The organism is Candidatus Mycosynbacter amalyticus, assembly GCF_025273655.1.
Lineage (GTDB): Bacteria > Patescibacteriota > Saccharimonadia > Saccharimonadales > Saccharimonadaceae > Mycosynbacter > Mycosynbacter amalyticus.
In genome coordinates, this window is record NZ_CP045921.1 from 348399 (window position 1) to 363579 (window position 15181).

The 15181-nt window shown below is 51.3% G+C and carries 17 protein-coding genes; 3 read left to right on the forward strand and 14 right to left on the reverse strand.

Annotated elements, in window-relative coordinates; all coding sequences use genetic code 11:
• Nucleotides 1–523: 523 nt before the first annotated feature.
• The 11 genes from GII36_RS01870 to GII36_RS01920 form a co-directional block, all read right to left on the reverse strand.
• Entirely contained in the window at nt 524–859 is a 336-nt protein-coding gene (locus GII36_RS01870; protein ID WP_260764015.1) for a hypothetical protein, read from the reverse strand.
• Between the two features lie 110 nt (nt 860–969).
• Nucleotides 970–2016: a sigma factor-like helix-turn-helix DNA-binding protein gene (locus GII36_RS01875; RefSeq protein ID WP_260764016.1), complete on the reverse strand. Its 1047-nt coding sequence runs from the start codon at nt 2014–2016 to the stop codon at nt 970–972.
• Between the two features lie 235 nt (nt 2017–2251).
• A complete protein-coding gene (locus GII36_RS01880) occupies nt 2252–3034 on the reverse strand; it encodes a type II secretion system protein (RefSeq protein ID WP_260764018.1) in 783 nt (260 codons plus the stop codon).
• 120 nt (nt 3035–3154) lie between these two features.
• Complete coding sequence (locus GII36_RS01885; RefSeq protein WP_260764021.1) at nt 3155–3445, reverse strand: hypothetical protein; 291 nt, start codon at nt 3443–3445, stop codon at nt 3155–3157.
• Between the two features lie 64 nt (nt 3446–3509).
• Nucleotides 3510–5816: a type I DNA topoisomerase gene (gene topA, locus GII36_RS01890; RefSeq protein ID WP_260764023.1), complete on the reverse strand. Its 2307-nt coding sequence runs from the start codon at nt 5814–5816 to the stop codon at nt 3510–3512.
• Between the two features lie 216 nt (nt 5817–6032).
• Entirely contained in the window at nt 6033–6482 is a 450-nt protein-coding gene (locus GII36_RS01895; RefSeq protein WP_260764024.1) for a hypothetical protein, read from the reverse strand.
• Between the two features lie 107 nt (nt 6483–6589).
• On the reverse strand, nt 6590–6883 hold the full coding sequence (locus tag GII36_RS01900; protein WP_260764026.1) for a hypothetical protein: 294 nt from the start codon (nt 6881–6883) through the stop codon (nt 6590–6592).
• A 215-nt stretch (nt 6884–7098) separates the two neighbouring features.
• A complete protein-coding gene (locus GII36_RS01905; protein WP_260764027.1) occupies nt 7099–7680 on the reverse strand; it encodes a hypothetical protein in 582 nt (193 codons plus the stop codon).
• Between the two features lie 113 nt (nt 7681–7793).
• Entirely contained in the window at nt 7794–8651 is an 858-nt protein-coding gene (gene dprA, locus GII36_RS01910) for a DNA-processing protein DprA (RefSeq protein ID WP_260764028.1), read from the reverse strand.
• Between the two features lie 597 nt (nt 8652–9248).
• Complete coding sequence (locus GII36_RS01915; protein ID WP_260764029.1) at nt 9249–9590, reverse strand: hypothetical protein; 342 nt, start codon at nt 9588–9590, stop codon at nt 9249–9251.
• A gap of 182 nt (nt 9591–9772) precedes the next feature.
• Nucleotides 9773–10180, reverse strand: coding sequence for a hypothetical protein (locus tag GII36_RS01920; protein ID WP_260764030.1), 408 nt, complete (start codon nt 10178–10180; stop codon nt 9773–9775).
• A gap of 108 nt (nt 10181–10288) precedes the next feature.
• Here GII36_RS01920 and GII36_RS01925 point away from each other — a divergent pair, with 108 nt between their 5' ends.
• Together GII36_RS01925 and GII36_RS01930 are read left to right on the forward strand one after the other, a co-directional pair.
• Nucleotides 10289–11365 (forward strand): DUF475 domain-containing protein, encoded by a 1077-nt coding sequence (locus GII36_RS01925; protein ID WP_260764031.1) that lies wholly within the window; start codon nt 10289–10291, stop codon nt 11363–11365.
• 30 nt (nt 11366–11395) lie between these two features.
• Complete coding sequence (locus tag GII36_RS01930; protein WP_260764032.1) at nt 11396–11776, forward strand: hypothetical protein; 381 nt, start codon at nt 11396–11398, stop codon at nt 11774–11776.
• A gap of 68 nt (nt 11777–11844) precedes the next feature.
• Here the strand turns inward: GII36_RS01930 and GII36_RS01935 are convergent, their stop codons facing one another.
• A complete protein-coding gene (locus GII36_RS01935; protein WP_260764033.1) occupies nt 11845–12276 on the reverse strand; it encodes a Fur family transcriptional regulator in 432 nt (143 codons plus the stop codon).
• A gap of 139 nt (nt 12277–12415) precedes the next feature.
• On the opposite strand from GII36_RS01935, the gene GII36_RS01940 reads away from it, so the two are divergent.
• Nucleotides 12416–12772 (forward strand): hypothetical protein, encoded by a 357-nt coding sequence (locus tag GII36_RS01940; protein ID WP_260764035.1) that lies wholly within the window; start codon nt 12416–12418, stop codon nt 12770–12772.
• On the opposite strand, the gene GII36_RS01945 is transcribed toward GII36_RS01940, so the two are convergent.
• Together GII36_RS01945 and GII36_RS01950 are read right to left on the reverse strand one after the other, a co-directional pair.
• The gene (locus GII36_RS01945; protein ID WP_260764036.1) at nt 12769–14220 is read right to left on the reverse strand and encodes a hypothetical protein; all 1452 of its coding nucleotides are present in this window, start codon (nt 14218–14220) and stop codon (nt 12769–12771) included. The genes GII36_RS01940 and GII36_RS01945 overlap by 4 nt on opposite strands.
• A gap of 294 nt (nt 14221–14514) precedes the next feature.
• Complete coding sequence (locus GII36_RS01950; RefSeq protein ID WP_260764039.1) at nt 14515–15165, reverse strand: hypothetical protein; 651 nt, start codon at nt 15163–15165, stop codon at nt 14515–14517.
• Nucleotides 15166–15181 lie beyond the last annotated feature (16 nt).

Genomic DNA, 15181 nt, shown 5'->3' on the forward strand with positions numbered 1-15181 from the left:
TTGCAAGGTTGAGCTTTTTATTGTATATCCGCAGGCTTGCTGCGTAAATAACATTATCATTGCCTGCGAGGCTCTGAAGCTGCCCGTACTGCGAAGCTGAATTGTCTCGTAAAGCTTTTGTTTCTTTTGTCGTACAAAAGAAGGATTTTGCCCTTACTTTTCTAGTCGTAGAAAAGTAGCAAAAGACTCGCGACACACCTCAGTCTCGCCGAGAATCCGCGCCAGTTTAAAGCGGCTGCTGCGTGTCGCCCTTTGAGCGGTCAAAATTCATTTTTCTAGTTATTTAATTTTGACAAATCCTCACAGTTTACTCCGTTTCTCCTTGACGTGGATTCTCGGGAGTCTTTAGAGTGTACGCCTGCAAAATGATATTTATAGATTGGATTCCAGATCAAGTTCAGAATGACAAGGTGTGAAAACTGTGAACAAAAGAAAACCCGCCCCTCGAGGACGTCACCGATGCGCCGTGGTGGCGCCTCGAGGCGGGGTCTTTTTGGGGCGGTGAGGCTCACATGCCTGGAAATCAGGGTAAGCCGTGTGCTTTGTGCAATCGGTACTGAGCCTCTGCCTTTGCTGCTTGCTCAGCGATCAAGTCAGTCTCATGTCTGGCTTGGTCGAGTTCCATCTGCCGTGCAAGCTCGCGCTTTTGGCGTCGTCGCTCGGGAGCGTTGATGACCCCCTTGGTGGTATACACCGTGAGTGTGATGGGCCAGGCTACAGAAGTGACGATAAGCACAAAGATGAGATCTGGTGTTGCATGCTTGGTCCAGGCCTTATCTCCTAACAATCGTTGATGGGTGATCGTTCCTGTAGTGGAGGCGACAAGCACCCAGACAACAAAGATTGTGAGTCCGATCATAGCTTCCTTCTTTCGAGTTGGGCATTATGACTTATTTTTATTATAGCATATAAATCATAAAAAGTAAATACGCAGCCGAAGCTGCGTAGTGGACGAGCCGTGATACCTCCCTACTCTGCTAGCGCGTACGTAGCCTTGGCTACTCGTTTGAACTGCGGCTTACTCTGCAGATTGAGTAGAATTGTTGTTTCCTTGACCTGGCGGCTTTTGAGTACGCGGCGAACGATTTCGTCGCGGTGAAGTGGCTCTTTGCTTTCGCGCAGGACGTCAGAGATAGTGTCTGCAACGGTGCCCTTGCTGTAGCCCCAGCTGTCGAGTGCGTAGATGCCGCGGCCGATGAGTACGAAGCGCTTGTCTTTGATTAGTTCGTTGTGGATAGCCTGAGTGGTGACATCTTTGCGGTTAAAATCGCTATCTTTGATCGCTTCGGCTATCTCGCTGAAATGAAGGGGCTTGCCGTTTTCGCTGAGGATGACGAAGATCTTGTCGCGGATGTTCTTCGGGTTCACAGTCGGCCACTTGGTCAGACCCCAGAGGTCTTTCAGGTGCGCAAGGTGCTTAGAGACGCTGGCGAGTGCTTCTACATGCTTGGGGTGCTCGTAGTTTAATTTAGCGTCAAGCTGTTCAATAGTGAGTGGCTCTTTGTTGGCTTTGATTGCTTTTACGATTTCATCGACTTCTTTGCGAATCTTTTTCTCGTCGCCATATTCTGCGATACCGACAGAGAGATGGTAGTTGTCGGTTTCGTTAACTACGGTAAGATGTGGCGCTAGCTCTGCCAGGAAGGCGATGTGCGCACGCTCGCGAGCATCACTCTTCTTGCCAAGGAGTGTGTCAGTCAGGTCTTGGACGCGGGCGATACGACCCATGTCGCTGAGGACACGGACGATCACCTTTTCGCTCGCAGTCACATCTGGCAGTTCGCCGCGCTCTGCAGTCATCTTGATACGGATCAAAATTGCCTTCTCAAGCTGACGTACGCGTTCACGGGTTATACCGAGAAGCTCACCGATCTGCTCGAGTGTTTCTTTGCGTTCGTAGAGGCCAAAACGACGAGTAATGATTTCACGCTCACGCTCTTGGTCAATAGAATCAACAATAGCGGCAACTGCTGCTTTGATATCGATCACTTGTTCTTGCGTAGGAGCTTCGCTCATCTGTAATTGTCCTCTCTGCCACCTCAGATTTATACTGTTGTTAATTCCAAATCTGTATTCATTATAAAACATTGTGTATTCAATGTCAAACAGATTTTCTGCTTACCGTATTATAGCACGAGTTCGACGGGTTTTGTAAACAGTGTTTTGAGACTTTTTTGTAACACTACTTTGTGCGCTTATGTATATACAGGGGTAGATAAATATTGTATACGCTAGGGATTGAGTTTATGGCTTATGAGCAAGCGCCAGCACTTGCCTGGGTGTCGCCTGCCGAGATATGCCAGTAGGTATCTGGGTAATTGACATGGTGGGCTTGGACGCAAAATGTACTAGGGTCAAATATTGATACTGGTGCCGGAAGAGTTTCTTTCTGAATGCCAGATGCCCAATTGTCCCAAAACGATGTGACTGGGAATGTGCCACCCATGGCGATGAAGCGGTTGGATAGCTCAGTACCAAAGTTCATCATGACCGTTTTCTTATCGGACCACCACGCGTCGTATGAGACGTTGGTATTGTACCAGTCGCGGATGGTATTTTGCCCAAGCGGCACGTTGAATGTGTTGGCATTCCAGCCATTTATCTGCATACCCTGGTAGCCGTACACATTACAGGCAGTGATATAGGCGCCAACTTGTCCACTCACGCTCGCACCGTTACTGCGTCCTTCGGCCACCATCTCATTGCAAAGATCGTAGAACAATACACCGTTTTGCACGGTGCTCAGGCCGGCATACCGACTTTCGATACCGACAAGTTGGATACCGACACCTTTGGAGGGTCTCATGTCTGCCGGCAATATATCCGGGTACATGCGGGAAGTGCCCCTCCCTGCCTCCATGAGCTTGGCGGCGTTTGATAGGTCGCTCTGCAAGGTAGTGGTGATAGCTCGCTGCTGGATGCCGCGATACGATACGAGGCCGATTGTCGCTAGGATACCAAGGATCACAGTGACGACAAGAATTTCTATCAATGTAAAGCCGCTGTTCCGGCATGCCCACGCTTTTGATTTCATAGTGAGACTAGTATATCTGCTTATGTTAGAAAACGAAAGACCGCCCCGAGGACGTCAACCGATGCGTCTGGTGACGCCTCAAGGTGGAGGTCTTTCGTGGGGCGGAGAGCATCTGTCTGGCTACGTAGTTTCAAAAATAGTGAGGCATTGCGCCCACTCATTTTCGTCATCGGAGGAGCAGGTAATGCCCAGTACGCTCAGTCCGACGTCGTGCGGTTTTGCGGTCGCTGGCTCGCTGTCGAAGATGAGATCCGCGACGTACTCCTCTCTTGAGTCCCAGTAGGCATAGCGGTGAAATGTGCCGTGACGCACTGACTCCGGCATGTCGGGCTTGTAGTTGATAAACCGTACGCCGGGTGCAATGTCTCTCGGTACGAGCGCTGCATCACTGAGTGGGTTGTGTGCTTGCATGTTCAATCCTTCGATAGCGGTGGACAGTATTTAGAACATACAATTAATTTCAAGACGCGTCAAGCTACTTCTTGCGTCGTGGAATGCGCTTCTTGGCGGCTGGTGCGTCGGCAAGCAGTTGCTTGGCTTGCTCGTGAGTGATACTTTTTGGTTCGGTATCTTTTGGAATTTTAGCGTTTTTCTTGCCGTCGGTAATGTAGGGGCCGTAGCGACCATTGAGTACTCTGATACCATCGCCGAAGTCAGATATATTCTTTTCCGCTTCTGCCTTGAGCTTCTCGGCGTAGAGCTCGAGCGCTTGGTCTAGAGTAATGTCGTGCGGGTCGAGAGGTTTAATGCTGACGAAGAGTTTACCAATCTGGATATAAGGCCCAAAACGACCAATGTTTGCCTTGATGTCTTCGCCCTCGGCCGTCTGGCCAACAACACGGGGAAGCTTAAAAGCCGTGAGTGCTTGCTCAAGCGTGACTGTCTCTATCTTGGCGCCAGCAGGCATGGGTGCGAACTGTGGCTTCTCGGTGTCTTCACTACTGCCAAGTTGAAGCATGGGTCCGAAACGGCCGAACCGGGCGTAAATCATCTTCCCTGTCTTAGGGTCGTTGCCAACTTCTTTCTGCGCGCCGACCTTGCTGCGATCTATGCCGCCAGATTGTTCGATAAGCGTATGAAATGGCGTATAAAATGCCTTGAGCATGGCATTGCGCGCCAGTTTGTCTTCTGCGATGCGGTCGAATTCTTGTTCTACATTGGCAGTGAAGTCGTAATCAACAACCTGCTCGAAATGGTCACCCAGGAAATCGGCAATAAGTTCGCCGGCTGGTGTTGGTACGAGTTTACCTCGGTCGGCGCCGGTTTTTTCTTGGACAACCTCGCGTCCAACGGCGCTGCCATCGTAACTCAGTACGATCACGTCTCGTGGCGTGCCCTCGCCTTCACCTTTGATTACATAGCCGCGTGTCTGCACGGTATCAATGATGGTGGCGTAGGTACTTGGGCGGCCGATGCCAAGTTCTTCGAGCTTCTTTACTAGGCTACCTTCCGTATAGCGGGCTGGTGGACGGGCGAAGATCTGTTTGGCATTCGCTTCGTGTAGCTGCAACGTGTCGCCACTTGCCATAGCGGGCAAGATATCAGCCTCTTTCTTGCTACCGCCGTACACTTTTAGGAAGCCTGGAAAGACAATTACTTCGCCTTTGGCTTCGAATTGTTTGTCGCCAGAGCTAATCGCAATCGTGACGGTCGTTTTCTCAAGTTTGGCGGGTGCCATCTGGCTGGCGAGCGTACGCGTGCGGATGAGATTATAGAGTTTCTGGTCGTATTCGTTACCACTACCCTTCTCTAGTCGCATGTCGGTTGGACGGATGGCTTCGTGGGCCTCTTGGGCACTCGCGTTTTTTGTCTTGAATTGACGCACCTGTGAGTACTCGGCGCCAAATGCCGAGGTAATGAAATCTTTGGCGCTCGCGATAGCTTGGCCAGACAGATTGGTGCTGTCGGTACGCATGTAGGTGATCTTACCTTCTTGGTAGAGCTTCTGGGCACTGCTCATTGTTGCTTTGCTGCCGAAACCAAGTTTGGCGTTTGCATCCTGCTGTAACGTACTGGTGGTGAAAGGCGCGGCTGGATTGCGCGTAGCCGGGCTTTTGGTGACATCGGTAACACTAAAAGTAGCACCGTTCAGACTTTCTAAGAAGTCTCTAGCTTCGTCTTCGGTGTCAAAACGCTGTGGCAGTTCGGCTTTTACATCTTGGCCGTCGTGTTGGAATACGGCGGTGACCTTGAACTGGAACGAGCCTTCGAACTCACCGATTTCGCGCTCACGCTCTACAAGCAGGCGTACCGCCGGGCTCTGGACGCGACCGGCAGATTTGCCTCCGGGTACCTTTTGCCATACGACAGGACTTAGCTCGAAGCCGACGATACGGTCAAGTATCTGGCGTGCCTGCTGGGCAGCCACGAGGTTCATATCCACAGTGCGTGGCTCCTTGATCGCTGCTTCGATCGCTGGTTTTGTGATTTCATGAAACACGATACGTTTGGTGGTGGCGGGATCGAGTTTCAGGACTTCACAAAGATGCCAGGCTATGGCTTCACCTTCGCGGTCTTCGTCGGTTGCAAGCCAGACGTTGGCTGGACCGACATTTTTTACTTCTTTACGTAGTTCGGCGACAGTCTTTTTCTTTTCTGGGTCGATCTCGTATTGCGTCTTAAAGCCATTGTCTACATCAATCGGTGGTGTGCCATCTTTGGTTTTTTTCACGATAGAGCGAATATGACCGATACTCGACAGCACATGAAAGTCACCCCCGAGGTACTTCTCGATGGTTTTTGCTTTTGCTGGGCTCTCGACGATAACTAGATTTTTGGCCATATATATGTGTACTCGCTTACGCTTAGTGCTCTATCCAATTAAGCACAGTGAGTGATTGTAGGCAAATAGTTCACACTCGTCAAGAGGAAGTACTTATAAATAACAAACTCGGCAACCATGGTACGGGGCGTATCGGATGATAAGTGAAACGAGTTGAGGGGTACTCCCGCCAGATGACCGATTGGCCTTCATGGAGGGAGTACCCCGTGGATGTGGTTACTGGCAGAGTCGGATCCAGGAGAAGGTCTCCGGGGCGGTACCGATCAAGCCGTTCTGGCTGAATTCATCGACCTTCAGGCCGACGACTTCCATAGCACTCGGATCGAGTGATCGTCCGAGATTGCCTTGAGTTCCGTTGGCGTCTCCGGCGATGACGTTGACGATGCTCATTGCCTCGTCGAACTCCAGCCGCAGTTCGCTTGTGCCCCAACCGGTTGCACTGACGGCCGAATTCTTCTCATTGCGACTGAGGCTAATGGCGGTGATCTTGTTCTTGCAGTCGCTGAGACCACGCGCATCACGCTCAGTGCCTTGGTCTTTCTGCTGCCATGTCGAACTCGGCACTGCTGTATCGGCTTGCACCGGCTCATCTGAGCCACAGGCTGAAACGCTGATGACGGCCACGCACGTCATCAAAAAAAGAATGACAGCTCGTAGCCGTCTCATGTTAATGTTACCCACAATTTTATTTTATCATAAAAATTATAATAAGTCAAACATGAGTCCGCCGCGCTTCTTTATCACAAGAAGCGCGGCATGATTGTTCGGTAGACTCATGCAGGAATTAGCTCGGAGAAGCCGCCAGCGTAGAACTTGCGGGCATCGGCAAAAGCAGTTTCAAGAGACAGTGCAAGTGCAAGATGTTCGCCGGTGCGTGGCAGCTCTACCACGATCCCACGGGTTCGTGGTAGAGCTGTAATCGAGGCACCTGGCTCATTTGTGATAACAAGAGATTCCAGGTCCTGATCATCGTAGCCTGCACCTTCGAGCAGATTTACTCCGTCTGGCCGTATCCGGCATATGTCGTAGAACCGCCGTGCCGGCGAAGTGATGCTGTAGAGCGTCATGGCGACTCCTTTTTACAGAATCTTCCGAACATCCGTCGGGAGGTGTCGGAGACTTTCCGACGGTTGAAACTAGTATATGCCAGATGGCAGTTGGTTGAAAAGGCTTGGGTATGTTTTTAGGGCGCCGCACGGTGGCGACGCCCTTTTAGAGGAGATTCCTCTGGGTGAATTCTTGGCGTTGTGCCATGTGCTCACTTGGGCACATGTGGTGCCATCTACGACACGGGTCCGATGCACATCGACACGGTCCCCTTGGTGATGGGATCATCGAAGGCGTCGGAGTTCAGAACGAACTTCTCCTGAACCTGGTCCATGCCACTTAGAACGGCCGTGTTGTCGCCGACGAAGAACGCTGAGACGCGCTTCTGCGCCCCGCCGGAGACAGTCACGGTCAGTCGACCGTCGTCCCACTGACTCGACAGAGTCGAGTCTCCGTAGGCGCGTGGGGCATCGTCGGGTCCGGGTATGGTGACATTCTCGGCACTAACGCACTTATTTCCGGTTCGTACGCTGTCGACGACCTGCTGGGAAGTCTGCATGCGAACGGTGACAGTGGTGCCGGACGACTCGTTGGAGTCCAACTGCTTCCATGTGAAGATTCCGATTGCCGTCAGAGCAATCAGGGCAAGGAGCCCTACGAGAGATCTGACGATTTTTCGCTTCCGTCCGTTGCCCTGCTTGAGCATCGGCTGCGGGTAGGGGCTGTTGGTCTTCGGGCTCGGGCTGGTGTCTGTACTCAAGGCTATCCCCTTTCTGTGTAGGAAATCCCGACTCGGTTGAGTGGGAATGATAGCCATGTATACATTAGCATAAATATTTTAAAAGTCAATAGCTGAAAGATCAAAAGGCAGAATTGTCATCGCATGTTATTTCGAACTTGATCCGGAATGACACAGCGTATGCTATGTTGCTATCTCAATGTCCACTGATTCGCTCCCAACGCACGTAATACCCCATTGATCTCGAGCATTGTCAGCTCAGTAGAAAACTTGCTGGCGTCGAGCCCACTCGCACGCTGGAGCTCGTCGCCGTCGCGTAGGCCAGTTTGTAGAAGCTGTATGATTGTATTTTGGGCTTCATTGTCACCTAGTAGTATCTTAATCTGATTATCAGAATTGCCTGGCATAATACTTTCTAGGATATCCCCTGCACAAGTAACCGGTGTGGCGCCCTGACGGAGTAATTGGTTGCAGCCAGTACTTAATGGGCTTGTAATATTACCCGGCACCACAAAGACTTCTTTGCCCTGTTCTAGCGCCCTGGCTGCTGTAGAGAGCGTGCCGCTGCGAGCGGCTGCCTCCGTAATCAACACTCCGTCACCAAGCCCGCTCACAATGCGGTTTCGCTCGAGAAACCGGTGTTGCATGGGTGGCATATCTGGTTCGTATTCGCTCAGGATGGCACCGCCGCTCGCGAGTATGTCAAGCGCAAGCTGCCTGTGAGTGCGCGGCGTGATCTGTGACAGGCCATTCGCCAGGACTGCGAGCGTGGTGCCGCCAGCGTCGAGTGCGGCCCGGTGTGCGATACCATCTACTCCTAGCGCCAGTCCGCTGACGATAGTGACACCTCTTTTTGCCAGCTCGTAGGTAAGCTTGTAGGTTACCTCTTCTCCGTACTTTGTAGGCTTACGAGTGCCGACAATCGTCACCGTAGGTTGACGTTCGTATGGTAATGTTCCGATATAGTATAACGCTTGTGGCTGTGGAATTACAGAGGTAAGAATTTTTGTATAAGCATTTTCATCTGGAGAAATTTTGTTGATTTTCATAGTTTATATGTGAAAAGTGTTGACATAATGAAATATAAATGCTAATATGAGTAACGATTGATTGATCTGCGAGGTCATTCAAACGAACCTTATACCCCCTATTCTAACTTATGTTAGGTTGTGTGCAATGTGTTCTCTAAGTAATCTACCCTCCGCTTTTTGAACTCTATTTCAGCAAAATTGCCGATATAGATCCGCATTGCATGCATACTAACCCCTTTAACTGCCCTTTATTTCAAAGGCGGACCTCTTGTTAGCGAATATTAAGTATTGACCTCTTGGTCAGGCGCACACCTTATGGAGTTTTGGTGCTGACGCTTCGCTGCTGGGATGCCCGGGTGGGTTGAAGGGTGAAACGGCGCCAGGTGATGCCCACCCTTACCTGGCGCTTTTTTGTTGGGAATATATAGGACAAACCTACGGTTCTTCCTATCGCGCGGGCAAAATGGAATACATTTTGTCCGGCTGGGCTTTTCCCTTTAGTTGCAAACAAAAAACCGGAGTCAATCCGGTTTTTTGTTTGGTTGAATATTTGGCCATAAAAAGCGAACTGCCCCGCCACTCTAGTATGAGTGGCGGGGCGAGTTTGACGGTGAACTAGAGCGCGGCGAGCAGGTATGCCACTTCCCATGGGGAGATGCTGTACACGCTGACGCTCGTGCTGTGAGCGCTGCCATCGAGTGCCCTCTTCGACACCACGAGCTCACCTCGTGGCGTGTAAGAGAATGCCGTCTGACCGATACGCTTGAGGCGTGTTGGCCAGAAGACCCCCTGTTCGAGGCGTTCCCCGCTCGATTCGAGGATCCGCGGAAACTCTACGAGTTTCCGCGTTGTGCCGAGTCGAAGTCGCTTGATTGGGTTGAGTGTGTTGAGCTCCTGGCTGCGAGCAACCAGGAGCTCCAGGAGTTCTTCCCGACTGGTCTTGACTGGAGCGGTCATGTGCTTCCTCTCGGATATCTCGTCAAACTCGTCCTGAGAGTGACGGGTGACGGTTGATGTCTCTACTGTCTCTCTACAAAACTATGGTATAGTAACTTAAATAGTGATTTTTGTCAAGCATGAGCAGAAATGACTCACCCGCCGACCTAGTGGCCGGCGGGCATGGTGGATCAGACGTAGGTTCACCATTGAGTCGCCGCATGACGCAGCTCGCGAGCCAGTACGCGCAGCTTGCGCCGTGTTTCATAGTTTGCCAGGCGGAGGCTTTTGGCACTCAAGTCCACCTGGAGCGGATCGCTGAAGCCCAGGCGATCAGACATGGGACGTGCCACGATTGCTTGGCGCTCCGTGTCTAAGTAGAACGCGAAGTTGCGCATCTCGCCTGTAACTCTGTCGAGTGCGATGGCTTGTGCTTCGACGAACTCACCGCCGCCAACAGGCATATACTTGAGCTGCTCTACTGCACCCTCGGCACATACCTTAGGTAGAACCTGGGCAAGCGTTTCAAGCGCAATACCAGCGCGCCTATAGCTCGGTTTGGTATAGCTGGCCGTGTTCGCCATACGGCGCGGCCAAGTAGCGAGACTCATGATTTCCTCTCTGTCGATGATCGTATTGCTCTATTGGTGTGAGCAATGCCTAGCATTGTAGCATAGTCGCCTTTTGGTGCAACTTAGGCTATAGTGTGTAATAGAATTATGTCTGACGCCCACCCACTCCGTATCTTTTGGTTTTCTGGCTTACTGACACTGGTGTTGGCTGGTGTCGTGGGGTACTTCTCTGACAACTGGGTGCAGGCGTTGTGGATTTTTACTATCTTGGTGGTGCTTGAAGTGACACTGAGCTTTGACAATGCCGTGGTGAACAGCAAGGTACTAGCCACGATGTCGAAGTTTTGGCAGATGATTTTTCTCACAGTGGGCATCTTCATCGCGGTGTTTGTGGTGCGATTCCTGCTGCCTATCTTCATTGTTCAGCTAGCAAGCGGTCTAGGTTTCATGGAAGTAGTGAACCTGGCGATGAGTAACGCCGAGGAATATGGCAAAGTGTTGCATCATGCTGCGCCAATGATCGATGCGTTTGGCGGCGCGTTCTTGCTAATGGTCGCACTCAGTTACTTCCTTGACCGAGACAAGGATGTGCACTGGCTCAAGAAGATTGAGCCGTGGCTAGCCAAGGCTGGACAGTACGACAATATGCGCGTCTTCTTGATGCTACTACTCGCGGCTGCGCTCTATTTCACTGTCGGCGAAGAGTATCGCAATATTGTGCTTGTATCGAGCGTATTAGGCATATTGCTCCATCTGGCACTGGGGCTACTGGAGTCGTTTTTTGCGAGTCACGAGCAACATGAGGCCGCCAAGGCTAAGGGCCATAGTGTCAAAGTGAAGACGGGTATGGCGGCGTTTGCGAGCTTCATGTATCTAGAGGTGCTTGACGCATCATTTAGCTTCGACGGCGTCATCGGCGCATTCGCGATTACCTCGAGCATCTTGCTAATTATTTGTGGCCTTGGCGCAGGTGCTATCTGGGTGCGCTCTATGACGGTATATCTGCTGCGTGCCGGCACTTTGGCTAAATATCGTTACCTCGAGCACGGAGCCCACTGGGCGATATTGGCACTTGGTACGGTGATGATGATCAAGCTCTATGGGGCGGAACTACCAGAATGGCTCATTGGCGGCTTAGGTCTTGTGTTTGTGGTGACGGCTATTGTATCGAGCATCCTCGAGAAGCGACGCATGGATCATTATGCTGTTGCTAAAAAAGCTTAAGTATGATATAATAAACTTATGACGAATCGTTTGATTTGTCTGTTCATACTGCGCTCACTCCACGTGAGCCTGGCGGAAGGAAGTTCCATGGATAACAAGCTCTCTCCTTGGTTGGAGGACTCTGGTGTGGCGGGCTACGGATATCGTGGCCGCGACTCTCTGCGGGTCAGTCACGACACGCATGATTTTCCGGTGCAGGAGCGAAAGTACGAGCGCAAGCAGGGCAACTCGATTGTTCGCCGGCTGTATGCAGCGTTGTCCGTACTCCTCAGGTTGCCACTGGTGGCCTGCAAGGGCGATAGCGCCCTTGAGGAGTACTACGCACGACGTACCTGGCTGCTACCGGTCGTGCTCGCGATCGCCGTAGTTGGCAGCGTTGCTTTTGTGATGTGCGTCATATTGTGGCCGTGAGGCTGCGTGTGCTGTTGTCGGGTGGAGTCCGGATTTCCTTCCGCCTCCCCCAACCTATGCTGTCATAGTTATGACGCTGTAGGCTGTGGGAGGTCAGCGCGACAATTTTTGCAGATACCGCTTAGCTCGACGGTGTGGCTTTTCAATGTGAATTCATGCCTATTGGCGACAAGTGTTAACACGTCTTCGAGTGTGTCGTTGGCTATTTCCTCTACTCTGCCGCATTGCTCACAGATCATATGGTGGTGATGTGGTTTGAATGGTTCGGCAAGTTCTGTAAAAGGTGTCCAGCCTCGGATAGTCGTCGTGGTGATGCCAAGTTTTGTGAAAAGCTCCAGTGATCGATAGACACTGGCTCTGTCGATATTGGGTGTGCGTTTGGCTATTTCACCATTTTTGAGTGGTTCGTCAGTGGTTTTGAGTGTCTCGAACACGGCCTGACGCGGCTTGGTGATACTTTGTCCTGCGTCTCGAAGGATTGATTCGAAGTCTGCATTCATACATTACGATTATAGCATAAATTGCGACAGAATTGCATTTATAATTTTAAATGCGATATTTTTGCAAAATTACTAACTTATGCCGTATTATCAGATGATTATAAGAGAAAGGAGCAGTACGGTGAACTATGAAGGTGATTTGAAACATTCATTCGCACATATTCAGATTAGTGATGCAGTAGTTCAAAATACAACGGGCGCACAGGCGGAACGTTTTACGCAGGCTGGATTAACTGGATTTTTTGATGAGTTGCAAGACAGCTATGGCACTATCTTTGATCAACATCAGCTAGCGGGTATAATCACCAGTGAACATCATGATTTTGATGCAGCGGGTGCTTTTGGTAAGTTTGCGGGCCGTTTGGCTGTGCGTGAAAGCGGTCTGGTAATCATCGAAAAACGTCTACACCATGAAGCGGCAGATAGCTTATTGAGTATATCATTGCAGGGCGCGCTTCGAAGGTCAGTTGGTAATCTACTGCACTACGCCCGCTAGCTCATGGAGGGCAAAAATGTATTGAGCGCAAGCCGACTTAACGCCTGAAAGATCGATTCGGGCGTATCTGTCGTGTTGACTACCGTTGCTGCAAGTGAAAATTCTGCACTCTCCTCGATACTGATAGTATCTTTGAGGGCAATCAGGATTTTGTACTGCAGATCGGTAAGTTCAATCTCATTGTCGCTGGAGGTGTCGTTGTCGGTTTCTTTCTCCAGCTCAAGCGCGATACAGAGTTGCTCTGGACTGATGTCAAGCTTGTCGGCGATCTCATAGACCGAGTGTTGTAGCGATGAAGCTGTCAGTGGGGGGAGATCTTGCCCGGGAGATTCCGCGTATTCAAGTAGGGAGTCTATGGTCATACGCGCCTCCTGGCGTGCTTCGGTGTCTATGGCGTCGAATGTCAGCTCGGGAGCGACGCTGGGTGCCAGTACGCTCAACGGTTCGACCGCTGGGTGATTCAGGGCATCTCTCGGTGATGCCTCAAGGAAATCATGCACGCCACTCGCGGAGAATGTCTCATCAACTTCTCCATCCGACTGAGTGTCATGGGTTTGGACTGTCGCTGCAACATACTCCCCGTCGAGATTTCCGTACAAGGCAGCATCCCACTCTTCTGCGGTGAACGATGACTCGATTTCTGTCTCGGTGGCTGTATCGATTTCTGTGTGTAACTGGAGCACCTGTTCGAGCGTGTATTCCGGGAAGGCCACGGGGCTATGTGCCGTAGCCGACTCGAGGAGGATGGGTGCAGGAAACTCGTCTTCCCTATCGTCATGGTGGGTTGCGTCCAACACTGGGTCGTATGCGAGACCGATGCTTTCGGGTGGATGCGTGCCTTGTGGCGGCGCCGGCAGCTCCTCCTCAGGTGCGTGCTGTATACGAGTGGTTTCGACTGGAATTTCTTGCACTTGCGGTATCATTGACTTGTTGCCTGCAGGGAAGGTGTCGAGTGCATGTGTTGCAGCCTCCGGGCGCATGGCGGTGGTCGGGGTGTTCGATGTCGCGGTGTCGTGTGGTGTGTCGGATGTATGCTTACTAGCGTTTCCCCTGGCGGCATCGACAGCCTGTGCGTCAACATCGTGACGCGTGCGGGTGTCGACTTCGGCGGCATGTGCGTGGGTAGGGGCATCTGTATGAGTATGGGCAGCAGAGTCATTGTCTTCGATGTCGTCGCTTTCGAAAGTCTCTTTTTGCGGCGACTCACTGGGACTGGTGTCAAACAAATCTTCTGCAAGCTTGTCGGCTTGAGCCTGCGTGTGCTCGCAGTTCGCATCACAGATATGTCCTATCTCGCCATGAGCTGGGCTCTCGTGTGTATGCTCATGTTTGCCAAATAACTCCTCTGCAAGCTTGTCTGAGCTTTGCTGTGTATGCTCACACTCTGCTGTGCAGACATGTCCCAACTCTCCGTGGGGGGCATGGTGGGCGGTTTTGGTGTCAAACAAATCTTCTGCAAGCTTGTCGGCTTGAGCCTGCGTGTGCTCGCAGTTCGCATCACAGATATGTCCTATCTCGCCATGAGCGGCAGGGTGGTCGTGGCTGTGTGTATTGAACAGATCTTCGGCAAATTTATCGGAACTTGCTGTGTATGCTCACACTCTGCTGTGCAGACATGTCCCAACTCTCCGTGGGCAATTGCGTGCTCAGGGCCCGGCAACTCAAGGTCGTGGACATGAGGGTTGGGGCGCTCGAACTCATCATGTGTGTGTGGCTCCTGCTCTAGTGTCGCGGGTGTGTGTTCATGCATAGATGGGATTGTCCGCGTAGAGTAAGTCGAGGTGTATTCCGATACGACTTTGGGTCATGAGGTTGATTCGCTGTGCTTGCTCATCGGTGACGTGTTTGATGAAAAAGTCAAAAAAGCGATTTTCTGCGACAAAATATGTGGTGATAAGTAGGCGTTGATACGGCAAATTTTCTTGGCCGGTTTGCGTCCGCATCCAATACTCGACCTGTGGTGTATGGTCGACAAGTAGCGGAATGTTGCGGTGAAAAACGGGCTTACCATCTCGTTCGAGCCAGGTGTTGTAGAAGGCATCCCAGCTGTCGTACTCTGCAAATGCCTTGAACGTATCTGGACAAAAGCTCCCTGCCCGCCGCGAAAACTCATCGTAGAATTGATTGCGACAGTGCGCAATGAAAGAGCGTGCAGCCTGATCGGGCACGTGTTTGACAAGACTTTGGCGAGTTTGGCGCGAAAACGGATGAGCCTCTGTCACTACGAGTGGCTGAAAGCCAAGCTTATCGAGGCCCTGCTGTTGCTGGATGGAGTAATCTTTGTCGCTTGTGTGGCTAATATTTACGACTGACCAATCTCGAAATCCATGTCTATTGATGTTTTCTGCGGAATAGCGCTCCCAGAAACTTTGAAAAGACTCATACATTATCATCGGTATCTAATACTGT